General features: G+C 65.7%; 17 protein-coding genes and 1 pseudogene. 9 read left to right on the forward strand and 9 right to left on the reverse strand.

The annotated features are described in order from the left end of the window. The first annotated feature begins 50 nt into the window (after window positions 1-50). Window positions 51-947 (forward strand): LysR family transcriptional regulator, encoded by an 897-nt coding sequence (locus A5713_RS03090; RefSeq protein WP_068092376.1) that lies wholly within the window; start codon window positions 51-53, stop codon window positions 945-947. A gap of 231 nt (window positions 948-1,178) precedes the next feature. Here A5713_RS03090 and A5713_RS03095 read toward each other — a convergent pair whose 3' ends face one another. Then, entirely contained in the window at window positions 1,179-2,096 is a 918-nt protein-coding gene (locus tag A5713_RS03095) for an alpha/beta hydrolase (protein ID WP_231980225.1), read from the reverse strand. 180 nt (window positions 2,097-2,276) lie between these two features. Between A5713_RS03095 and A5713_RS03100 the strand changes: the two genes are divergently transcribed. The 6 genes and pseudogenes from A5713_RS03100 (at window position 2,277) to A5713_RS03115 (ending at window position 8,277) form a co-directional block, all read left to right on the forward strand. Continuing rightward, window positions 2,277-3,200 (forward strand): alpha/beta hydrolase, encoded by a 924-nt coding sequence (locus tag A5713_RS03100; protein WP_068092379.1) that lies wholly within the window; start codon window positions 2,277-2,279, stop codon window positions 3,198-3,200. Between the two features lie 399 nt (window positions 3,201-3,599). After that, on the forward strand, window positions 3,600-5,159 hold the full coding sequence (locus A5713_RS03105) for a GMC family oxidoreductase (protein WP_197516280.1): 1,560 nt from the start codon (window positions 3,600-3,602) through the stop codon (window positions 5,157-5,159). A gap of 111 nt (window positions 5,160-5,270) precedes the next feature. Further along, entirely contained in the window at window positions 5,271-6,182 is a 912-nt protein-coding gene (locus A5713_RS27225) for a CGNR zinc finger domain-containing protein (RefSeq protein WP_369804364.1), read from the forward strand. A gap of 210 nt (window positions 6,183-6,392) precedes the next feature. Beyond that, window positions 6,393-6,980 carry a TetR/AcrR family transcriptional regulator gene (locus A5713_RS03110; RefSeq protein WP_068092381.1) on the forward strand — a complete coding sequence of 196 codons (588 nt, stop codon included), beginning with the start codon at window positions 6,393-6,395 and terminating at the stop codon, window positions 6,978-6,980. 264 nt (window positions 6,981-7,244) lie between these two features. Next, window positions 7,245-7,431 (forward strand): annotated as a pseudogene (locus tag A5713_RS28985) (hypothetical protein); the annotation flags it as partial. Window positions 7,432-7,494: 63 nt separating this feature from the next. Continuing rightward, window positions 7,495-8,277, forward strand: a complete 783-nt coding sequence (locus A5713_RS03115; RefSeq protein WP_068092384.1) for an SDR family oxidoreductase — start codon at window positions 7,495-7,497, stop codon at window positions 8,275-8,277. Here A5713_RS03115 and A5713_RS03120 read toward each other — a convergent pair. From A5713_RS03120 to A5713_RS03135, 4 genes are all read right to left on the reverse strand, one after another. Beyond that, a complete protein-coding gene (locus tag A5713_RS03120; RefSeq protein ID WP_068092385.1) occupies window positions 8,270-11,185 on the reverse strand; it encodes an RND family transporter in 2,916 nt (971 codons plus the stop codon). The two genes, A5713_RS03115 and A5713_RS03120, sit on opposite strands and share 8 nt — an antisense overlap. Then, a complete protein-coding gene (locus tag A5713_RS03125; protein WP_067927820.1) occupies window positions 11,182-11,598 on the reverse strand; it encodes an MmpS family transport accessory protein in 417 nt (138 codons plus the stop codon). Before A5713_RS03125 ends, A5713_RS03120 begins: the two co-directional genes overlap by 4 nt. 283 nt (window positions 11,599-11,881) lie before the next feature. Continuing rightward, window positions 11,882-12,499 (reverse strand): TetR/AcrR family transcriptional regulator, encoded by a 618-nt coding sequence (locus tag A5713_RS03130; RefSeq protein ID WP_068092387.1) that lies wholly within the window; start codon window positions 12,497-12,499, stop codon window positions 11,882-11,884. A gap of 139 nt (window positions 12,500-12,638) precedes the next feature. Then, a complete protein-coding gene (locus tag A5713_RS03135) occupies window positions 12,639-13,568 on the reverse strand; it encodes an alpha/beta hydrolase (RefSeq protein ID WP_068092390.1) in 930 nt (309 codons plus the stop codon). A gap of 140 nt (window positions 13,569-13,708) precedes the next feature. Between A5713_RS03135 and A5713_RS03140 the strand changes: the two genes are divergently transcribed. Continuing rightward, on the forward strand, window positions 13,709-15,076 hold the full coding sequence (locus tag A5713_RS03140) for an aldehyde dehydrogenase (RefSeq protein WP_369804359.1): 1,368 nt from the start codon (window positions 13,709-13,711) through the stop codon (window positions 15,074-15,076). A gap of 32 nt (window positions 15,077-15,108) precedes the next feature. Here the strand turns inward: A5713_RS03140 and A5713_RS03145 are convergent, their stop codons facing one another. The 3 genes from A5713_RS03145 to eccE all read right to left on the reverse strand — a co-directional run bounded on the left by A5713_RS03145 (window position 15,109) and on the right by eccE (window position 19,678). Then, the gene (locus A5713_RS03145) at window positions 15,109-16,695 is read right to left on the reverse strand and encodes a PPE domain-containing protein (protein WP_068092393.1); all 1,587 of its coding nucleotides are present in this window, start codon (window positions 16,693-16,695) and stop codon (window positions 15,109-15,111) included. 388 nt (window positions 16,696-17,083) lie between these two features. Next, entirely contained in the window at window positions 17,084-18,001 is a 918-nt protein-coding gene (locus A5713_RS03150; protein WP_369804360.1) for a DUF5336 domain-containing protein, read from the reverse strand. Between the two features lie 45 nt (window positions 18,002-18,046). Beyond that, entirely contained in the window at window positions 18,047-19,678 is a 1,632-nt protein-coding gene (gene eccE, locus A5713_RS03155) for a type VII secretion protein EccE (RefSeq protein ID WP_231980226.1), read from the reverse strand. A 192-nt stretch (window positions 19,679-19,870) separates the two neighbouring features. On the opposite strand from eccE, the gene eccB reads away from it, so the two are divergent. Beyond that, window positions 19,871-21,385, forward strand: a complete 1,515-nt coding sequence (gene eccB, locus A5713_RS03160) for a type VII secretion protein EccB (protein ID WP_068092410.1) — start codon at window positions 19,871-19,873, stop codon at window positions 21,383-21,385. A gap of 61 nt (window positions 21,386-21,446) precedes the next feature. Here the strand turns inward: eccB and eccD are convergent, their stop codons facing one another. Beyond that, window positions 21,447-22,913 (reverse strand): type VII secretion integral membrane protein EccD, encoded by a 1,467-nt coding sequence (gene eccD, locus A5713_RS03165; protein ID WP_231980227.1) that lies wholly within the window; start codon window positions 22,911-22,913, stop codon window positions 21,447-21,449. Between the last annotated feature and the right edge of the window lie 58 nt (window positions 22,914-22,971).

Consider the following 22,971-nt stretch of genomic DNA (forward strand, 5'->3'; position numbering starts at 1 on the left):
AGCTTCGCTCGTCCAACACCCTTTTATTCCGGGAGCTATACCCTTTGGGTATGGCCACAGTGGATCTGGACATGCGCAAGCTGCGCTACTTCGTCGCCGTGGCGGAGGAACTCAACTTCGGCCGCGCTGCGGCGCGCCTGCACATCGCCCAACCAGTGCTGTCCCGTCAAATTCGCGCGCTCGAGCACGAGCTGGGCATCACGCTGCTCAATCGGGGCACCCGCGGGACGACGCTGACCCCCGCTGGGTTACGGCTACTCGACGACGGCCGTTTCTTGCTCGCGGAAGTGCAGGCGCTGCGGCAGCGGTTAGCGCGGGCCGAAGCCCCTGCCGTCGTGGTCACGGTCGGGGTACTGCCCGGGCTGTTGGCTACCGCTGCCGCCCGGGCGTTCGAGGCAGGCGATCCGGTGCGGCGCACGGTCATCGTGCCGGTGACCTGGAACGAGCAGGCCGAAGTGATCCGCCGCGGCGACGTGCAGGTGGTCTACGCTCGCTCGCCATTCGACCTGTCCGGCCTGGCGACAGCGCCGCTCCTTGAGGAGCCGCGCGACGTAGTGCTGCCCGCCGGTGACCCGCTGGCCGAGCGGCGGTCGGTATCGCTGGACGATCTGGCGTCGCGGCGTTTGCTGCAGAATCCGGCATCGGTGCCCGAGTGGTATGCCATCGCCAGTCCGGAATTGCGCCGCGCGGCAGTGCAGTCGTCGGTGACCGGGGTCGAGCAGAAGCTCGAATTAGTGGCTGCCGGTACCGGTTTCGCGGTGCTGCCCCGGTCGACGGCCATGTCCTACCGACGGCCTGACCTGCGGGTGGTACCAGCCGACGGCCTCGCTCCCAGCCGGGTGGTGCTGGCGTGGGACGCCTCGGTCACGGACGCGGCGCGCGACGACTTCATCACATCCGCGCTCGCCTGTGCCGGACAGACGATCGATCCGACCTCGCAAGCGTAGGACAGCGATGGTTATGCGTACACCCCGATCCCGTTGAAGCCCGCGACCTCATCGAGCGCGCGCCCGCATTGAGTAACGCGGTGCGCGCCTTCGCCTTTTGGTCTGCCGGATCGCTCATGGGCTGGCCGCCGCGGCGGACATGACCTCAGCGGTCGTCACCATCCTGGGTAACAAGAGCTCCGGAGTCAGCGCGCATCTGACCGACATTGGGCCGAATGACGCGAACTTCTGCTAGCCGAGCTGCGTCGCGAACCAGTCCCGCGCGGCCCCCGCCGCCAGGGCGAACCCGTCGCCGGTGTACGCCGCGAAGTGGCCGCCCGGCACGAAAACGATCTTTTTTGGTTCGGCTGCAGTCTGGTACGCGGCCGCCGCCAGGTTCCCGCCTGTCAAGCCATCCTCGCGGCCGACGATCATGAGCAGTGGGGTCGGTGTGATGTCGGGCAGGTAGCGCGCCGGTTCGTACCCGTAGAAGTTGTCAAGGCTGCGCAACGACACCTCGTTGGGCCATTGCGGATCCAGCGTCGCGCGCGCCTCGGTGAAGAACGCGTAGGCGTCCGAAGTGGGCAGGCCCACCAGCGTGGTCGGCTCCGCCCCGACGACTGGCACCATTTCCGGCGGACCGCCGCGAGCGCGAGCGCGCCGGTCCGCGGTGAACCACTCCGGGCCGACCACCTGATTGTTCACCCTGACAAGGTTGGCGTAGGTAGCCCGGCCGCTGATGAACGGCGCCTGCCCGCAAACGGCTTGCACTCGCCGGTCGATCGCGGCGACAACGAACGCGTGCGCCGCCGAGAAGCTCGTTCCCCAAACGCCGATACGATCAGGGTCGACCTCGGATCGGTTCTGCGCGTAGGTGATTGCATGCTGGTAATCGCGGATCTGCTCCCACGGGTCGACTTCGTGGCGTGGCTTGCCGGGCGCTGTCCCCGACTCGCCCCAGCCCCGATGGTCGAAGACCAGCACGCACAGTCCCGCCGCCGCGAACACTTCGGCGAACTTGTCCAGGTGCATCTTCTTCGTTGACGTCCACCCGTGTGCCATGACCACGCAGGAGCTCGCCGTCCGCGCTCGGCGGTCTCGCGGCCCGAAGTACCACCACGCGTGGAGAATGGCTCCCTCGGCATCAATGGCGACGTCCTCACGCAGCACCCCTCATCACCCCTCGAAATAGTCTGCAACCAAGACGTTTCCACAATGCGCTGGATGCAGTCCAATACCGAATCGGGCGATCGGCCATACCTCGCGGGTATGGCCGATTAGGGCTGGCCATCAGATAGCGATCGTTATATAGTGATCGTTATTCAACGATCTACGAGGGAAGGCAGTTGGATGGCGAGCAAGCAGGCGGTCGATTTCGCCGATTTCTTGGCGGAGATCGGGAGGCGATCTTCGAATGTCAACTTTGAGCTTGAAACGATTCGCGATGTCACCGAGAACATCCATTTGGCAACGAAGGAACCCGAAGGTGTGACCTATGCCGAGGTGGACGCCGGCGGGGTCGAGGCCTTGTGGTGCATCCCCGTGGACGGTGACCCCGAATCAGTGCTGTTGCACACGCACATGGGTGGCAGCGTGCTGATGTCGATGCATTCCGACCGGAAGGCAGCCGGGCACCTCGCGAAAGCGGCGGGCGCGCGCTCGCTAGTACTGAACTACCGGCGTTCCCCGGAACATAAGTACCCAGCCCAGGTCGAAGACGTGCAAAGCGCTTACCGCTGGCTGCTCGACCAGGGCTACCGCCCCAACAAGATAGCCAGTGTCGGCCACTCGATCGGCGGCTATCTCGCAGTCGAACTTGCCTTGCGTTTGCGAGATCGCGGCGAGGCACTGCCCGGCGCTGTTTTGTCAATTTCGCCGTGGACTGACGTCACGCTGTCGGGGGAGTCCATCAAAACCAATGTCGACCGGGACAAGCTGCTCACGCCGGGATTGCTTGAGCTGTTCCGATCGTGCTGGCTCGACGGAACCGGCGTGGAATTCACCGACCCCCGAGTGCACCTGCTGGGAGCCGACCTGTCCGGGTTGCCTCCGATCGCGGTGTACTACGGCGAGTACGAACTGCTCGCCTCGGACGCCGTCGCTTTCTCCCAAAAGGCAAAGGAGGCGGGTAACGACGTCGTCGTCCGACGGGTCGAGCAGGGCCAGCATTCCTTCATCATGGGAGCTGGCCGCGTTGACGAGGTGGACCGGGCTATCGCCGAAATGGGCCGCTGGCTGCGTTTGACGCTAGGACTGAAAACGGCAGTGGCCTAGAGCATACGGCCGCTTGACTGGTCATGGCCTGACCATGGCCATGGCCGGCCAGCAGATCACGGAGCCGAGGGTGCGGCCGCGTCCGGGCGCCCATCAACCAAGGATGTGGTGGCCGCTGAAGTGGCGATCACGCATTCCGAAGCCGCCAGTTACCACCAGCAGATGCTCGGCGGGCATGCGATTTAAGTCCATGCTTGGTCCGACAGGCATTGAAGGTACCCGTAGAAACGTTGCGGCCGTGGATGGTTCGTGTTCCGCGCCGGGGCTTGTAGTGATATGGCGCGTTCGCCAGTCACAAGAAGTGGCCGCGACAGCCTTGAGTCATGTTGAACCGCAGACGCTTTCGGAGCGTTGCATAGATGTACGTTCAGTACACCTAACAATGATCAGGAGAGCTTTGTGAATACTAAGCTGGAGCAGCTGTACGATTACGACATCATCGTGTGTGGTGCTGGGTCTTCGGGGTCGGTGATCGCCGGTCGGTTGGCCGAAAATCCCGACATCAAGGTCTTACTCTTGGAGGCCGGCGGCAGCGATGATGTTCCCAGTGTGACCGAGGCAAGTCAGTGGCCATCGAACCTTGGTAGCGAACGTGATTGGGGTTTCCTGTCCGATCCTGACCGCCGGCTTCATGGACGCGTGATCGCTTTTTCGATGGGCAAAGTGCTCGGTGGCGGTTCCAGTATCAACCTCATGATTTGGGCCCGGGGGCACCGCAGCGACTGGGACCACTACGCTTCTGAATCCGGCGAGCCGGCCTGGGGATACGAAGAAGTCCTTAACTTGTACCGCCGGATCGAGGATTGGCACGGCATCGGTGAGCCAGATCATCGGGGCAGGGGCGGGCTGGTGTTCGTACAACCGGCGCCCGATGCGCATCCGATCGCTGCAGCGACGCTGGAAGCTGCTAGGGCACTGGGGATTCCGACTTATCAAAGCGCCAACGGCCGCCTGATGGAGGAAACCCGCGGCGCTGCCATCGTCGACCTGCGGTGTCGCGACGACAAACGTCTATCGGTGTTTGGCACCTACGTCGCACCACATCAGCGGAAGCCGAACCTGACCGTGGTGCCGCACGCTCTGGTCACCCGCGTGCTCTTCGACGGGAATCGTGCCACCGGTGTCGAGGTCGTCCATGACGGTGCGGTTCACCGGATGGCTGCCAGCGCCGAGGTCGTGCTGTCGCTTGGTGCCATCCACACGCCCAAAGTGCTCATGCACTCCGGCATCGGCGACCAGGATGAATTGCATCGAGTTGGCGTGTCCGTTCGTCAGCACCTGCCCGGGGTCGGGCGCAACCTTCAAGACCATTTTGGGTTCGACTGTGTGTGGGAATTTCCCGAGACCATCCAGGGCAGCACTCAGGTGGGGTCGGCATTATTTTGGGACTCCGGCGCTGCCGATGTCCAAGGTCCGGACCTGTTCGCATGCTCAGGCCCATTCCCGAAAGCCACTGCCGAAAACGCTGCGAAATACGGTCTGCCGCGGAGTGGTTGGACGTTGTTCGGCTCGCCCACGCACCCCCAGAGTCGCGGTCGGCTCCGGTTGTCAGGCCCCGACCCGACCGATCCGATCGGGATCGAAGCTGGGGCGCTATCAGACCCCGAAGACTTCAAGACCGCGATCGCCTGCATCGAAACCTTGCGCGAGATCGGCAACTCCCGAGAGCTTCGACCTTTCGTCGCGCGCGAGGTCATGCCGGGCGACCTGACCGGCACCGAGTTGGAGACCTATTTGCGTGACGCCGTCACCACCTACTGGCACGAATGCGGTACCGCGAAGATGGGACGTGACTCGATGTCGGTGGTCGACGGACACCTGAAGGTCTACGGCATCGAGCGCCTGCGCGTCGCAGATGCCTCAATCATCCCGCGCATCAGCACGGCCAACACCATGGCACCATGCGTCGTTATCGGCGAGATTGCTGCACAATTCATCAAAGCTGAACATCGAATGTAAGAGTTCTGTGCCGGTAGTTTCCAGAACCGTTGCTAAGCACTCCCGACCGTCACCCTGAATGCGGTTCAACGATTCAAGCAAGGGAACCGCACCCAAAGCGCGGTGAACACCATGGTGGTTCCCATCTCGTACCGACGCAAGCGACATCGCGGGGTCTTCGAAGTCGGGCACCAGTCGAAGGAGAAATCGCATGCTGGAAGTGATCAGGGCCAGGGCGCGGAATCCCCTGCTCGCAAAGAAGTCGAGAACGTTTTCATTCCAACACCATCCCCCGTGCCGTGTGCAGTGGACGAAGAGCAGGGGGTGTGGATGCTCGGTGCTGGCTTGTCCCGTCTCAATCCCCTTGCGGCGCTGCGCCTGACAACGATGCCGTCACAGCGGTTTGAGCCCCGCCAGGGCAGGTTCGGGGTCGCCCCCGGCGGCTTGGTGTTGGTTCAGGAATTTCTCAACACCGCCCCCATCCAGGGCTACGACACCGATCTGTTGGCCGACGTCGACCTGGCAGCAGAATGGTGTGCCGGTGCGGTATCCAAGTGGGCGACGCTGCGAGAGGTCGACGTTCAAACGCCGTCACTAAGTGCAGCGGATCTGGCGCAACTGCGAGACTTGCGCGATGCGATCGCCAACGTGGTCAACAAAAGGTCACCGGATAGGAGACAGGTGCGATGTTTCGGCTCCGTTTATGGAGCGTTCTCGTTGTCCAGCTCCGGTGCACTGCGGATGGAGCCGACCGGGAGCGGCTGGCATTGGCTGGCATCTGCCCTCTTCAGCGAGATCGACCTCAGTCAGCGGGACGGCACGTGGAAACGGATCAAGCAATGCCGAAAATCCCTCTGCGGGATAACGTTTTACGACCGCTCGAAGAACAACAGCGGGACTTGGTGCAACGCGAAGACGTGTGGAAACGCCGAAAACCTGCGAGCATCTCGGGCGCGGCGGCGCCAACGTCAGGGCGCGGCCCCGCAAAGTCCACCGGACGAAATGATAAGTGGTTGCGACGAAGCGCGGATTTCGGCAAGTTAGACGCTCGGCATTACCGCAGGTGCGAATTCCGAGATATGACATCGGACTCGAGAACCTACAGTGAGGTTCACCGGGATCATCGAACTGCGCGTCAGTTTCTCGAATGGATGCCAAGCCCCGTGTCTTTGCGCAGATAGATATTGGGACGCGGTGGTGTACCCCGCCTCGGGAGGGTAAGATATCGATGGTTATGCTACAAAAGTCGTTGCCATGAGATATCCGGCTGACCAGAAGGCCAAGGCGCGCGCCGCGCTGCTGCGCGCCGGAACGCAGTCGATGAAGGTCGCCGGCTTCAATGGGATCGGCGTGGACGGGCTCGCCGCCGCGGCGGACGTCACCTCCGGAGCCTTTTACTCGAACTTCGCCAATAAGGAAGCGATGCTCGAGGCAATCATCGACGCCGCCGTTGGCGAGCCGTTCGTTTCCGACACGGAGTCGGGTAGTAAGACCGAGCGCCGGTCGAAGCTGAAGAGCTTTCTGGCGGAGTACCTCAGCGCCTACCACGTGGAAAACCCGGGTGATGGATGTGTGATGCCGACCCTTAGTGCCGACGTGGCGCGCGCGGGAGTGTCTACTCGGGAGGCGTACGAACACAAGATCGCCGCGTTGGCGGGGCGGGTGGCCGAGGTGCTCGACGGCGCTGATCGGGAGCGGCGGGCGTGGAGTGTCGTCGCGCTGATGGTGGGGGCGGTGTCGATCTCGCGCGCGATGGCCGACCCGGCCACGCAGGCAGAGGTGCTCGAGGCCGCGAGTGAGACGGCGGACAGGCTCGTTTCATCTGGCAGGCGACGCACGTGAGTGGAGGTGGCGTGTGGGCTTCGACTGCTTGGAAGCCACCCTGGCGGCCTCGGGTATCGACGTGGCCTTGGTTTGCGTTGTGCCCGGCGGCAATTGGACCGCCGCGCGGGACGACGGAGCCCCGGCAACGCAGCATTGTGTAGCCCCTATCCCGTCCTCATAAAGGATATGGATTGTCGATGAGCCAAAGGCAGTGCGCGCTCGTTGATTCGCGACTAGCACCCTCTTCTTGCGCAAGTCGTTCTTCCTTTTATGGGGAATCCTGCGGCCGACGTCGCCGGAACACGCAAGCCACATGGCATGTCATGTTCATGTCACGCGGCAAGGTGGGTCCCATTCGCGTCGAGGGCACCGCTCACCGTGGCGGACCCGTGCCATTGCTGCTGCACGACGAGGGGGACGCGGACAGGGTGTCACCTCCACCGCGGCGATCTTCGACGTCGTGGGCTGACTCTGGCCATACACCGCCTGGGGTACGTATGGTGCTTGAGACTCACACGACAGGAGAATCGCAGTGGCAGAACGGCTGGCCGGGAAGGTCGCACTCATCAGCGGGGGTGCGCGGGGGATGGGGGCATCGCACGTACGGGCGCTGGTCGGTGAGGGCGCCAAGGTGGTGTTCGGTGACATCCTCGACGACGAGGGCAAGGCCGTCGCGGCGGAGGTCGGTGACGCGGCCCGCTACCTGCACCTCGACGTGACCAAGCCCGAGGATTGGGACGCGGCGGTGGCCACCGCCCTGAGCGAGTTCGGCCGCATCGACATCCTGGTCAACAACGCCGGCATCATCAACATCGGCACCTTCGAGGACTACGCCCTCTCGGAGTGGCAGCGGATCCTCGACATCAACCTGACGGGCGTCTTCCTCGGGATCCGCGCCGTGGTCAAACCCATGAAGGAAGCCGGCCGCGGATCGATCATCAACATCTCCTCGATCGAGGGCATCGCCGGCACCATCGCCTGCCACGGCTACACCGCCACCAAGTTCGCCGTCCGCGGGCTGACCAAGTCGGCAGCACTGGAACTGGGGCCCAGCGGGATCCGAGTGAACTCGATCCACCCCGGGCTCATCAAGACCCCCATGACCGAATGGGTCCCCGAGGACATCTTCCAGACCGCGCTCGGGCGGATCGCCCAGCCCCAGGAGGTCTCCAACCTGGTCGTCTACCTGGCCAGCGACGAGTCCAGCTATTCGACCGGCTCGGAGTTCGTCGTCGACGGCGGCACCACCGCCGGCCTGGGCCACAAGGACTTCTCGGCGGTCGACACCGCCGGGCAGCCGGACTGGGTTACCTAGCGGGACTGAGGGATTCGGTCTCCTGCGGCGCCTGCTCGGCGCTGGGCTTGGGCCACGGCGACGGCACCGGGCGCTGCCGCACCCGCTGCGGCCACCAGAACCACTTGCCCAGCAGCGCCGCGATCGACGGCGTCATCAGCGACCGGACGATCAGCGTGTCGAACAGCAGACCCAGCCCGATGGTGGTGCCGACCTGGCCGATGACCGTCAGCTCACTGACCGCCATCGTCATCATCGTGAAGGCGAACACCAGGCCGGCCGAAGTGACGACCGAGCCGGTCCCGCCCATCGACCGGATGATCCCGGTGTTCAGGCCGGCGTAGATCTCCTCCTTGAACCGCGCCACCAACAGCAGGTTGTAGTCCGCGCCGACGGCAAGCAGGATGATCACCGACATCGCGAGCACCATCCAGTGCAGCTCGATGCCGATGAGGTGCTGCCAGATCAACACCGACAGGCCGAACGACGCGCCCAGCGAAAGCAACACGGTGCCGACGATGACCGCCGACGCCACCACGCCGCGCGTGATGAGCAGCATGATGATAAAAATCAGGCACAGCGAAGAGATCCCGGCGATCAGCAAGTCATACGTGTTGCCGTCGCTGAGGTCCTTGTAGATCGACGCGGTCCCCGCCAGATAGATCTTCGAGCCCTCCAGGGGCGTGCCCTTGAGCGCTTCGTAGGCGGCCTTCTTGATGGCGGAAATGTGCGAAATGCCTTCCTGCGACATCGGATCGCCGTCATGGCTGATGATAAAGCGCACGGCATGGCCGTCGGGGGAGATGAAGTTCTTCATCCCCTTCTTGAACTCGGCGTTGTTGAAGGTCTCCGGCGGCAGGTAGAACGAGTCGTCGTTCTTGGACGCGTCGAACGCCTTGCCCATGGCATTGGAGTTCTTCTGCGCCTCGTTCTGCTGATCCTGCAGGCCCTTCTGGGTCGCATACATGGTCAGCATCGTCGTCTTCATGGCCTTCATGTTCTCGATCATCGACGGCATCAACGCCACCATCTGGGGCATCAGCGTGTCGAGGTGATCCATGATCGGCAGCAGGCTCTCGATGTCGTCGGTCATGATGTCGATGCCGTCCAGGCCGTCGAACACCGAACGCAATGACCAGCACACCGGGATGTCGTAGCAGTGCCGTTCCCAGTACAGGTAGCTGCGGATGGGCCGGAAGAAGTCCTCGAAATCGGCCATGTGCTGGCGCAATTCGTTGATGTCGATGGTCATGTCGTGCATCTTCTTGACCATCTGATGCATGTCGTTGGCCATCTGCGCGGTGATGCTCGACATCTTCTCCATGCTGTCGATGGTCGTCTGCATCATGTCGGCCTGGTGCAGCATGTCGGCCATCTGGTCTTCCTGGTACTTCTGGTTCATCTGCTGGGTGACGCCCTGCATGCTGATCTGGAACGGGATCGAGGTGTGCTCGATCGGCGTGCCCTGCGGTCGGGTGATGGCCTGCACGCGACCGATTCCCGGCACGCGGAACACCGTCTTGGCGATCTTGTCGATCACCAGGAAGTCCGCGGAGTTGCGCAGATCGTGGTCGCTTTCGATCATCAGCACTTCGGGATTCATCCGCGCCTGCGAGAAGTGCCGGTCAGCGGCCGCGTAGCCCTCGTTGGCGGGGAGATCGGCGGGCAGGTAGTTGCGGTCATTGTAGTTGGTGCGGTAACCGGGCAGGGTCAGCAACCCGATGAGCGCGATCCCGATGGTCAGCACCAGGATCGGGCCGGGCCACCGGACCACGAGCGCGCCGATCTTGCGCCACCCGCGAATGCGCTGGCTGCGTCGGGGCTCGAGCGTCCGACGGAAGCGCGTCGCCACCGAAATGACCGCGGGACCGAGCGTCAACGCCGCCGCCACGACCACCACCATGCCGATGGCCAGCGGGATACCCAGCGTCTGGAAATAGGGCAGGTTCGTGAAGTGCAGGCAGAAGGTCGCACCGGCGATCGTCAGGCCCGACCCGAGCACCACGTGCGCGGTGCCCTTGTACATGGTGTAGTACGCGTCTTCGCGTGACTCGCCGACGGCACGGGCCTCCTGATATCGGCCGATCAAGAAGATCGCGTAGTCGGTGGCGGCCGCGATCGCCAACGTGACCAAGAGGTTGGTGGCGAACGTCGAGAGGCCAATGATCTTGTAGTAACCCAGGAAAGCGACCATTCCGCGCGCGGCCGAGAGCTCGAGGACCACCATCACCAGCGTGAGTAAGACGGTGACGACGGACCGATAGACCAACAGCAGCATCCCGATGATGACCGTGAACGTGGCCGCGGTGATGAGCTGCAGGCTGCGGTCGCCGGCCGTGTGCTGGTCGGCCGACAGGGCCGCGGGTCCGGTGACGTAGGCCTTCACCCCTTTGGGTGGGGTCAGGCTTTTGACGATGTTTTGGACCGACTCGACCGATTCGTTCGCCAGGGCTTCGCCCTGGTTACCCGCCAGATACACCTGGACGTAGGCGGCCTTGCCGTCGTTGCTCTGTGCGCCCGCGCCGGTCAGTGGATCGCTCCACATATCCTGAACGTGCTCAACGTGTTTGGTGTCGGCGTCGAGCTTCTTGACCATTTGGTCGTAGTAGGCATGTGCGTCGGCGCCGAGCGGGTTTTGGCCCTCGAGCACGATCATGACCGAGCTGTTGGACTTGTACTCGTTGAAGATCGCGCCCATTCGCTTGGTCGCGACGACCGATTGCGCATCGTCGGGAGTCATCTCCACCGAGCGCATCTTCCCGACCTCGTCCAACTGCGGGACGACGACGTTGAGCACCGCGATCAGCGCGATCCAGCCGATGATGATGGGCACCGCGAAGGTTCGAATGATTCGCGGAATCTTTTCCCGCACCGGTTCTTGGGCGACGGGGATGGTGTCGGTGCGGGCGTCGTCAAGGTGTGTGCTCATGCGGATTTCACCATGCAGAAGGTCAGGGCGTGCACGCGGTTGGTCATGTTCTCGGCCTTGACTTCGTCGTCGATGGTGATGCGACAACCGAGGGAATCACCGTCGCTTTGCGCCGAGAGGTTGGGGAAGACGGAGGGGGCGGTCGTGCTGAGCACCAGCGTCCAGGGCAATGGCGCGCCGTCGACCCGCTTGGGGTCGGCGGACAGGTCCAAGTAGTTCACGTTGGCGGTGCGGGCCGAGCCGAAGACCTCGTACTTGACCACTTTGGGCTTGAACGGCTTGGAATCATCCAGTCGCGGGCTGGTCATGATGCCGGTGTCGTGGGCACCGAAGAAAGACTTGACCCGGGCCACGGCAAAGCCGCCGACCACCAGGACCGCGACGATCAGCAGGGGCAGCCATGCATTGCGCAAACCCTTGGATTTCTGCACCTGAGGGATTCCTCCTCATCATCCGATCATGATGTGGCTAGTTGTGCGCGACGACTGACGGTGCACCGCAACGGTTTCGACGGCGACCAGGGTCTACGAAAGTTCGACGGTCTCAGGGCGACGGCATCCCGAGAACACCGGCCGTCGCCCCCAGTGCCGACACGTGCCATGTGATGCGAAGGCGTTCTCGAGTACCGCAGAGAGAGCATAGTACATACTGTGCATATGTTGCACACCATGCAACAATTGCTTTCAGTGTTTCAAATCACTCGGTGAAGATGCTGTTGACCAGCGCGGCGGCCCGCTCGACGTGCGGCATCGGCGTGTCGTCGTCACCCGCCTCGCCCTTCGACCAGCGCTCGATACCCGAACGCACCGCGGTCAGGGCCAGCGCGGCGATCAACGCGACGATCTCGTCGTCCGGCCGCATGCCCTGGCGGCGGGCGACCACGTCGGTCAAGTGAGTCTGGAACCGCTCCAGATCGGCGAGAAACGCGGCCAAGACCGCCGGCGAGGTCTTGGCGAGTTCCAGCATGTGGGCCGCATGTTCGCGCCGCGGAGGCACGTCGCGAAGGTGGTGCGCGGCCAGCGTGATCAGTTCCGCCAGCACCACCGAATAGGGGGCCGGACCTGCGGCGACGAAATCCGCCACCAGCTCGGGGGGGATGTCCGAGGGGCCGTAGGCGAGTGCGGACTCTTTGTTGGGGAAGTAGTTGAAGAACGTGCGCGTCGATATGCCGGCTGCGGCGCAGATCTCGTCGATCGTGACCTTGTCGTATCCGCGTTCCAGCGTCAGGCGCACCGCGGCGTCGCGGATGTCAGCGCTGGTTTGGCGGCGACGGCGCTCACGCAGACCCATCTGGTTGACGACCACGGCCTCCATAGTTGCACATTCTGCACACTTTGCAGTCAAAATGCGCGGCCTCGGTCATCTCGCCGCTTGGAGAGGCCCCGCCGCCCGCGGCATGCCGACGCAAGATCCGTTCGGGGACAGGCCGATTCAGCCACTGCGGCGCCGGGTGTCAGGCCGCCGATTCGGCCAGGGCGCCCCGAAGGTGCTCGCACTGGCTGGCGAAGAACTTCACCGACACCGGCGCCTTGTCCACGATCTGGTCGAACGCGTGGAAGGCGCCCGGGGCGATCTCTTCGTGCACCGCAACACCCGCCTGGCGCAGGCGCCGCGCGTACTCCAGGCACTCCTCATAGAACAGGTCCAGTGTGCCGACCCCGATCCACGCCGGCGGCAGGCCGGACAGATCTTCGCGCCGTGCCGGAACGGCTTCTTGGGGGTCGGTGCCGTTGAGGTACCAGCGCCAGGCCAGCTGGTTGTCGGTCCCGGTCCACATGATGCGCTTCTGGCCGCGCTGGCCCGCGCCGGTCCGATCATCGAGCATGGGATACACCAGCATTTGGAACGCGAGCTTGACGTCGCCGCGGTCGTGAGCCCGCTGCGCCAGTGCCGCCGCGAAATGCCCACCGGCACTGGCGCCACCCACGGCGATCCGGTTCGGGTCGACCCAGGGCTGGCGCGCGAGCCACAGCAGCGCCGCGTAGCAGTCTTCGAGCGGGGCCGGATACGGGTGCTCGGGGGCGAGGCGGTGTTCGACGGCAGTGACCGCCACCCCCGTGCGGTGGGCCAGCTTGCGAAGGTATTTGTCGTCCTGGGCGGCATGGCCCATGACGGTGCCGCCGCCATGGACCCACAACAGGGCAGGCGCCCGGTCGCGGGCATGGCCGGGACGATGCAGGCGAACCGTCACGTTCTCGTTGACCGTCGCCTCCGGCACGTCGCGCAGCCGCCCCGTGGTACCGAAGACGTTCATGATCGCCCGCTGAACCTTGAGCCCCCGGTGCAGGGCATAGCCGTGCGGCAGGAACCGGGCAACCCTCCGAAGACCTGGATCAACCGCCTGCCGCGCGACAAAGGCGTTGTCGGGGAACCTGTTTGCCATCGATGCCCTCGATCCGTTTCGTCGGCGGACACGCTGACCATACAGGGTCAGGATTGTGTCTCGGGGCATCTTCGCCCCGCTGAGCTGCGACGCTTTGCCGGCGGCTGATTGGTCGGCCAGGGGACAGGGTATCCGCAGGCGTGGCTTCGACCCTTACCAAGATCATCAGCGTCCTGGATCCGCGCACCGGCGATACCGTCACGCAGGTGCCGATCACCGAGCCGGCCGACTGTGACGAAGCGGTCAGGCGCGCCGCGGCCGCCGCCGGTGCGTGGGCCCGCACCCCGCCGGCCGAACGGGCCGCCGCGATCGCCGCCGCGGCGGCCGACGTTAGCGCCGCGGCTGAGGAGCTCGCCGAACTCAATGAGCGGGAAACGGGCAAGTTTCGTGGCGACGCGCGCGGCGGCGTGGACGCCGGCGTCGGCGCGCTGTTGCAGTATGCCCAACTCGGGCCGGTGCATCGTGGGCACGCACTGCAGGGCGGATGGTCCGCAACCGATCTGATGGTTCCGCAGCCGCGCGGCGTGGTCGCGGTGATCACCCCGTGGAACGATCCAGTCGCGGTGGCGGCCGGCCTGCTCGGCGCGGCGCTCGTGGCCGGCAATACCGTGGTGCACAAGCCCAGCGAACGTTCCCCGCAGACTGGCCGGCGCTTCGCCGAACTGTTGGCCGCCCGGCTCCCCGAGGGTGTGCTCGAGATCGTGGACGGCGACCAGACGGTCGGGGAACACCTGGCTGCCGCGGAGTTGGTCGATGTCGTCGCGCACGTGGGCAGCAGCGCGACCGGCCGACAGATCGCGCGGGCCTGCGCCGAACGCGGCGCCAAAGCGCTCCTCGAGAATGGCGGCAACGACGCCTTGATCGTCGACGCCGACGTGGACGCGGCCTGGGCGGCTGGGCAAACCGCGCTGGGCGCCTTCGCCAACGCCGGACAGATCGGCGTCTCGGTGGAGCGGGTGTTTGTCGTGCAGTCGATCGCGGACGCGTTCCTCAATGCGTTGATCGACGAGGCGATTTCGTGGGCCGACCGCATCGGGCCCCTGGTCGATACCCGTCACCGCGAGCACGTGCACGCGCACGTCGAAGACGCGACGCGCGCCGGGGCCCATGTTCTGGTCGGCGGCGAGCCGCGACCCGGCCCGGGCTCCTTTTATCCGCCCACGGTGTTGACCGACTGCACGCCCGACATGCTGATCATGCGCGAGGAGACGTTCGGCCCGGTGGCGCCGGTGCGGGTGGTGCCGGACTTCGCCGCCGCGCTGACGGAAGCCGCCGACGACCGCTACGGCCTGGCCGCCACCGTGCTGACGGGCAACATGGCGCATGCCCAAGAAGCCTGGCGCAGCCTTCCGGTGGGCACGGTGAAGGTCAACGCCGTATTCGGCGGAGCGCCCGGTGGCGCGGCCGAACCCCGGCGGGCCAGCGGTACGGGCTTCGGCTTCGGGCCCGAACTTCTCGACGAGATGACCGCGATGAAGGTGGTGCACTGGTCGGCGCCCGGAAACTGATCGGTAGCAGTTGAATCCGCGGAGGTTTTGCCTCAGTCGGACCCGGCTTTCCAGTTGCCGGGCAGCATGGGGGCGGTCACTCCGCCGCCGAATCTGTCGACGGCCAGCCTGGTCAATCCGGCGGCGCCCAGCTGACCCGCCCCGTCGTGCGAGACGGTCACTGAAGCCAGGGGCGCTTTGCTCGCGTCAGTCAATTCTGGTTCGGGGTCGAGGAATTCGTAACGGTAACCGCGGTGTGTGCGGCCAGGTGCGGCTCGTCGACGCCGCCGCAGCTGCTGCGGCTGTACGGTCTTGGCCGGCGCGGTCGTCTCAGTCCCGACGGCGGCCACGGCCGCGTTTCGCGCCCTGCCCGCAACGGCGGCGTCGGACCCGGTGCCAAGCGCACCCACCAGGTACGGCGATACGAAATGCTCTGTGCTCATGGCACTTTCCGGCCCCACGACCGAGGGGGGCGGCCCGGGTGGGGCGGCCGACGCAGCCGCAGCGGCCGGTGTGGGTGTCGGCATCGGGGCGGATGTGTGCAACGGGGCGGGACCGACCGCCGGTGCGGTGGCTACCGCAGGAGGCGGAGGCGCCTGGGTGAAAGGAAACATATTGGCCGGCAAGGGGATCGGAGCCGACGCGGGGACGGGCGTCGTCGCAGCGAGGCCCGCCAGCCCCGCCAAGCCGGCCGACGCTCCGGCGGGAAGCACCACGACCGGGGCCACCAGCCCAAGGGTATAGACCGGGTTGCTCAGGAAGAAACTCAGCAATCCCGCCGGGTTGAACAGCAGAAGGTTGATCAGCACGAGCGTTCGGTGAATCACGAACTGCAGAGCGAGCATCACGATGGTCTCGAGCAGCTGCTCCGGGTTGTGCGCATACATGGGAATCAAGGTCTCCACGCGCGAGAGGAACATCGACAGGCTCGGGTGCATCGACCAGCCCTGCGGCGAAAAGGGATTGAAGGGAAACAGCGCTTCGAGCCACTCCTGGAGATTTTGGGGGAGTGAGGTTCCCGTGATGTAGGGGTTGCCGCCGCTCATCCCCGAGCCACCGCTCATTCCGGAACCGGAACTCATGCTTACGGTGTTCATATTCGTGTGCACAATTTGCGGTGCCGCCGTGGCGCGCGGGGCCGCGGCAACCGCCGCCGTGGACACCGCCTGGTAGGTGCTCATGGTCGTGGCGGCCTGAACCCACATTCGCGAGTAGTCGGCCTCGTTCAGCGCGATCGGAATCGTGTTGACGCCGAAGAAGTTCGTCGCCACCAGCACGGCGTGCATGGCGTGGTTGGCGGCCAGCTCACCCGGTGTTGGCATCGCGGCCAACGCCGCCGTGTATGCCGCCGCGGCCGCCTCGTGTTGGGCGGCCATCCCGGCGCTGTCGGCGCTGGACTGCAGCAGCCAGCCGAGGTACGGCACGTGGGCGGCCACGTATCGCGCGCCGCTTGGCCCGTCCCACGCGGCGGCCGGGACCGCACCGAGCAGCGCGTCGAGGTCACCGGCGACCGCGGCATACTCGGCGCTCAACGAGTTCCAGGCGCCGGCCGCAGCCAGCAGCGGCCCGGGTCCCGGTCCGCTGAACAACAGCGTCGAATGGACCTCCGGCGGGAAGGCGATCCAGATCGGTGCCGTCATCGCCGGTTCGTCGATCCGCGCCGCGGTCGCCGGCCAGGGTTGTCAGGGAGAGAAGTCAGCGCTGGGTCCTTTCGGCCGGGGCCCACCGTCATGCCCGAAGCCGCTCGATGCACGCGGTCCCCGGGGCTGCCGGCGGGCCGGTCTGCAGGCAGATCGTAGGCCGATATCGTTACTCGAATACGGTGTATACCCTGTGATATTCCTGTATATGCGGAACAAAACGGCAGATATATCCGCATCCTGATCATCTGGCTGTGCCGGGCTGCGGCAGCATCACACAGTGAAACGGGGCGCGTGGCGGGAACCGGGCGAGGTCGGACGGCGCGAATGAAAGGTCGCGATTAAGGCACTCCGGTTTTGTCTGAGCCGATCCGCCGGCCGTAGCTGCTTACGGTGCAGCGGACGGTGGCCAAGTTCGCTGGGTGTCCTCCTCGGCCGCGCCGGCGGGCGCGCAAGACGACGCGGCGCTGGGCAGGCCGGTATGTATTGCGAACGGGCCGTGCGGTACTGGGGAATCCGACGGTACGGGTTGACCGTATTCGGCTGGTGACCACGCGGATCCACCGTGCATCGTGCGCCCGGCGCCGGCGGGATTGGCAGAGCTGCTCTGCTGTGACATCGCCCCTACCGGATCCGGTGCGGCCAATCGTTCGTCCGCCAAAGGTTGGCCAGGGGCCGAAGCAGGGTGCTCGGCCGAACGCTGGGCGTCGGCGCTCGATTGGGCAGACTGCGGTGACGGCATGGGCGCCGACGGCACCTGCGCGCTGTAGTACCGCGCGAGCTGGTTGTAGTAGTCGACGTACGCTTCATAGCCGGCGTAACCGGCGGCTGTGCCGGCGCGCCGGCGTAACAACGCGGCCACCGCGGCGGTGGCCTGCGCGCTGTTGAGCACCGCCATGACGATAAGTGGCCATCCGCGGTCCGTCCCCAGAACACTCGACGAGAGCGCATCGAGGAACCCCATTGCGGCCAATGCTGCGACCGCAAGTTCGTGCGGCTCCTGCCGCGGCAACAGCGCGAATCCGGCGCCCAGTGCCGCCAACGATGCGAACCGCACACTCCATCCGTCGGCTCCGCCGCCGTGGACCACGGGGCTGAAGCCGAGGAGGTAGGCGGCCAGCCCAAGGACCGCCACAACCAGGAAAAGTCGGCGCTGCGACCGGGTTTCAGTGCCGGATTGGCCGATGCTTCCAGCGCTTGGCCGGGTGGCGGGCCGATAGGACGTGCGATCCTGAGTAGTACCACGCGAATAGACCACGGTCACTCCCGCGCTTTGGGAATTCGTTGCCGTTGACTGCGGGTCCACGCTAGCGCACCAGCCCCGGTGCAGCCAGGTGGCCAGGATGCGGGCTCAGTCGCTGTCGCTGTCGGCGGTGTCGAGGTAGCGCATCTCCTCATCGGTGGCCACCATGGTCACCAGCGCCGAACCTGCGCGGGTGTGCACCTCGACGACGGCATCCTCCACGGAGATCAAGTCAAGGGTGACATCAGCGGTCGAGGACGTGAGCGACGTCGTCGGCGGGGCGACCGTCATGCTGGTCACCCCCGCCCGTACCGTCCGCTCAGCCACCCCGTCGAACATCTCGACGGTGTAGTCGCGGTTGGCCCCGGCTTGCATTGTGCCGCGGTCGAAGTCCGTGACCCACAACAGATCGGGGCAGTCGACCTCGTCCACCATGTGCCGCCACCGGCCAGGCCTCCCGCTGTGCACCAGCACTCGCGCGCCCAATGCCAGCGACCGCAGTACCACCTGCTGCGCGAGGTGAAGCGTGCCGCGAATCTCGACGCGACTGATCTGCGGCCCGAACAGCGGCACCGCCACCGCGCGGCCCTGCTCGTCGGCGCCGATGACCTGACCGCACCCCGATGCCGGCACCGCCAGCCCAGCCGCGTCGCAGTTCGCGGCGTCGACCCAATGCCCCGTCGAGCGGGCCGGTTGCGAAACCGGGAGGCTGGCGGTGAGGGCGGAGAACTGTAACCCCCGCAAGTGGATCAGACCGGCGTGGCGGACAAGTGGTTGCGCGGCATCACCGTCGAAACGGACCAAGCCGCGAATCATCACCTGCTCCCGCGCGGTTCCTGCGCGCAATGACAGGCAAACCGTCGTCGAGTAACTGGAAACCGTCCACGGCATTGCCAGGCCCGCGGTGTTCAGCGAATCAGGCGCGACGGCGAAGCTGGTCAGCCGGAAATGCCCATCGCGGCACATGTCTCGCGTTTCCTCGACCGTGGTCAGGTTGACCCCGTCGCCGAGCTGATTGGTGGCGCGTGCGATCCCGCTGGCGTTGAGGATGTGCGGTCGCAGACCTGCCTCGACCAGCCGACGCGCCACCCGGCGGGTGGCGGTGGTGGCGGTGCGCAGAATGCCTTCCCGGCCGCCGCCGCGGCGGCGCACTGCGTCGGCGCACCGCGACGGATCGAGACGCACCACGACGAAGACGCTGCGCTGCGCGATGGCGGGCAAGGGGCCCAATGTCGCGTCGTAGATCGCGGCCACGCGGGTGTGGCCGTACGAGCGGGCCCCCTGGCTGATGATGTCGATAGCGGCCACGGTGATGTCTGACTGGCGCAGGCAGTCGGCCAGCAAGCCCACTGGCACCATCTCGCCCGACACCGTCATACCCGGTTCCAGGACGGTCATCTCCCGCGGGTTGTCCTCAATCTTCAGCACCGACAGTAATGTGGCACCGTCCCAGCGGAATCCGATCTGCTCGTCTTCGCCGGTCTGGACGTCGAACGGATCGGCGACGACGGGTTTGCGCGCGCGAAGGCCACGGTCGGCGACGTATCCGGCGTGATGGGCGATCCGGGCGGGCAGCGTGTCGCCGCGCACCGGCGCCACGATTGCGCAGCCCAGCGCTAGACCTGCGGCCGCGCCCCACCACCCCGACACGTCCAGCCATGCCGCGGTCAGCATGCCGGCGGCAACCGAAACCTCCGCCGTGAGCAATTCACTCAGCGGTAACCAGCGCTGCACCCTCACGTCACTCCCGCTGGTGCGCGGGCCGTAGTCTGGCGACGCTCCCGTGATCGTCTGCGACGCGCGCTGCCTCCCAGAGGACACTGTTGACCTCCTGTTCGCTGCGAAGAAGCAACGGCCGCACCATGATTAACCTGATCGTGCTATACCGTACCGTCGCAAGGCAGCCTGCCAGACGGTGACGGGGGAGGGGCGATGCCAGCGCAAGTTACCACGCGCGCGCAGGTCAACGGATACCGATTTTTGATCCGGCGCCTTGAACACGCGCTGATCCGCGGCGACTCGCGAATGATCCACGACCCGATGCGCGGCCAGATACGGGCCCTTCTGGTCGGTCTGTTCACGGCGGTACTCGTCACCGGCGCGTGCGCGGTGCTCGCCTTCTTCAAACCGGCGCCGAACTTCGGCGACGCAACGATCTTGCTCAGCAAGTCGAGCGGTGCGCTGTTCGTCCGCATCGGCGGCCGGCTGCACCCGGTGCTCAATCTCGCCTCGGCGCGGCTGATCGTGGGGAAGAACGACAAGCCGAAAGAAGTCGACGACAAGTTCCTCAACGTGTTACCCCGCGGCTCGATGGTCGGCATCGTCGGCGCGCCGACCAGCATCCGTGGCGGCGCCGACATGACCACCTCATCGTGGACCGTCTGCGACACCGTGCAGTCTCCCGCGGTGACTGAACCGACCGGCGCGGCCACCGTGGACACCACGGTGTTGGCCGTTTCCCCGGTACTCGGCGGCAACGTCCGCGCGGCTGACCCCGCGCAGGCGATCCTGACTGCCGTCGGCGGCACCAGCTACCTCATGTACGACGGCGTCCGCGCGCCGATCGACCTGTCAAACCCTGCTGTGCTCAATGGACTTCACCTGCAGGGCGCGCCGACACGTCCGATCTCGCGCGGGTTACTCAACGCGTTCCCGATGGTCGAACCGATCGCCCCGGTCGCCATCGACGGGATCGGCGAGGCCAGCGCGGCGCTGGGGCCGGGATATCCGGTCGGCTCCATTGTCAAGACCGTCGACTCCCGCGGCGAACAACGCTATGTCGTGCTGCGTGAAGGAGTGCAGCCCGTCTCGGCCGCCACCGCCGACATCATTCGCTACGGCGAACCCGACACCGCCGAGGTATCCACGCGCGACGCACGGGTGATCGCCCCCGCTGTGGTGGCGGCGGCACCGGTCGTGCATCGGCTGCCGGTCGACCGTTACCCCTCGGTTTCGCCGCAGATCCTGCCGGTTGACCCGGATCGGGTGGTCTGCATGGCCTGGCAACGACCCAATACCGCTGCGCTGGCGGCGATTAGGTTATTCGTCGGGCACCGGTTGCCTATGCCCGACGGCGCTCAGAGCGTAACGTTGGCCGGCGCTGGTAACGACGGCGCCCATGCCGGCGACGTCTATTTGCCGCCGGGCAGCGGGGAGTATGTGCAGGCGACGGGCGGTGAGCCCGACAGCCACCGGGTTGGCCAGCTCTACTACATCTCCGACACCGGAGTGCGGTATCACATCAAAGACGCTCAGTCCGCAGAGGCGCTCGGCGTGACCGGTGTGAAGGCGCCCGATCGACCGGCCGATGCGCCTCAACTCGCACCCTGGCCGGCCCTGTCGCTGCTGCCGTCGGGTCCTGAGCTGTCGCAGGAGGCGGCCTTGATCGCACATGACGGCGTGGCGGCTGACCCTCACAGCGTGAAGGTCCAGCCGCCGAGCCGCTGACAGCCACCGGCGACCGTGTGCGCTTTGGGGCAGCGGGCCTGTCACCTGACTTTGCGGCCAGTCAGACCCGCAGCTCCCGAAAGAACGCGTACAACCGAATAATCCAGAACAGCAGTGGAAACAGCGACCCCACGGCCAGGTATTCCAGGATCTCGACCTGGCGACGCAATACGGGGGAGAACTCCAACCGCGGGGCGACCAGTCCGCAAAATCCGGCCAGGGTCATCAGCGCGATCAGCGCGACAGTGGCGACCGACTGTTGGCCGGGCAGGTCGACCGCGGATTTGACGATGACTGCGATGGCGATCATTAGCCCAGCGCCGATGAGCGTTGCCGACTGCACCGCGTTGTGGTGCCCGCGCCCACGCAGGCATAACACCGCGGCCACCAGGATCGCGAAAATGGTTTCCTGCCTGAAGGTTTCGCTACCCGCATCGAGGGTCAGATAGCAGCCGACGACCGCCGTCAGCGCGGCCGCGATCAGGATCCCCGTGAGGTACTGGCTGGCCCGGCCGACTCGGGCGAGCATGTCGGCCTCGGTGGGAATCACCTGCTTGCCGACCGCGTCCACACCCTCCACGGTGGGCGCTCCCTGGGTTTCGATGTCGTCGAGCGGCTCGCCGGCGGTAGGCACCCGCGGAATCGGTAGCCGCGAAACCAGGATCGCTGTCCGCGGCGCCAAGTAGACGACGACGACCGACACCGTGGTCAGCACCGCGCCCACCGTGTGCACCGGCGGCTGCCACAGTAGCCAGGCGCACGCAGCGGTGCCCGCCAATGCGGCCGCGGTGATCACCGCGGTGTGCAGCACGCGTCCTGTCGCGGAAACCAGCAACACCACAACAGACCCCAGCGCGCTGAGCGCGCAAGCCATCGGCAGGGAAGTGGCGCCAAACCCGCCCGGCACCACGTACAACGCCCCAGCGAACAGCAGCGGCAACGCCACCGCGGCGACCCACCCGGACAGCTGCGACGTAGCCGCGCGCACGCCGAGCACGCAAGCGAACATCATGGCCGCCGCTCCCAGACCCAACGCCGCGACCGGCACCCACCGCTGATCGGTCCAGCCCGATACCAGAGCGGCCAGCGTCAGGGCGGCCGTTAGGGCGACGCCAAACCAGTGGCGCGCCTCCATATCGCCGGTCGTCCAAAGATGTAGCGCCGGTGAATTTTTGGTGGCCGTTTCGTCGACGTCATCGAACAGCAGCGTGGCCACCGGTCGCTTCGTCTCAGCGAGCATCAAAAGGTCGCCGTCATAGACCCCCGCCTGGTCGAGCGAGCGCTGCGGATCGATCGGTTCGCGACCCAGCGGCGCCAGCGTCCAGCCGTCCGCGGTGTCGAACCGCACCTCGACGGCCGGCGCGCGGGCAGCGAGCTGCTCGTTGGCGATGTCGATCACGTCGTCGATGAAGGCGGCGATGGGGACATGGGCGGGCAGCCCGACGTCGAGACTGATACTCGCTACCAGCAACGTCAGCCGGCTCAGCTCGGGTTCGGACTGGCTATCCGGATCGAGGTCAGACAGCAATGGCGGTAGAGTCAAACCCCGTCGGCCTCCTGGGAATTGGGGCGGGTTGACGCTGACA

It is taken from the genome of Mycobacterium sp. E2497 (genome assembly GCF_001668695.1).
Classification (GTDB): domain Bacteria; phylum Actinomycetota; class Actinomycetes; order Mycobacteriales; family Mycobacteriaceae; genus Mycobacterium.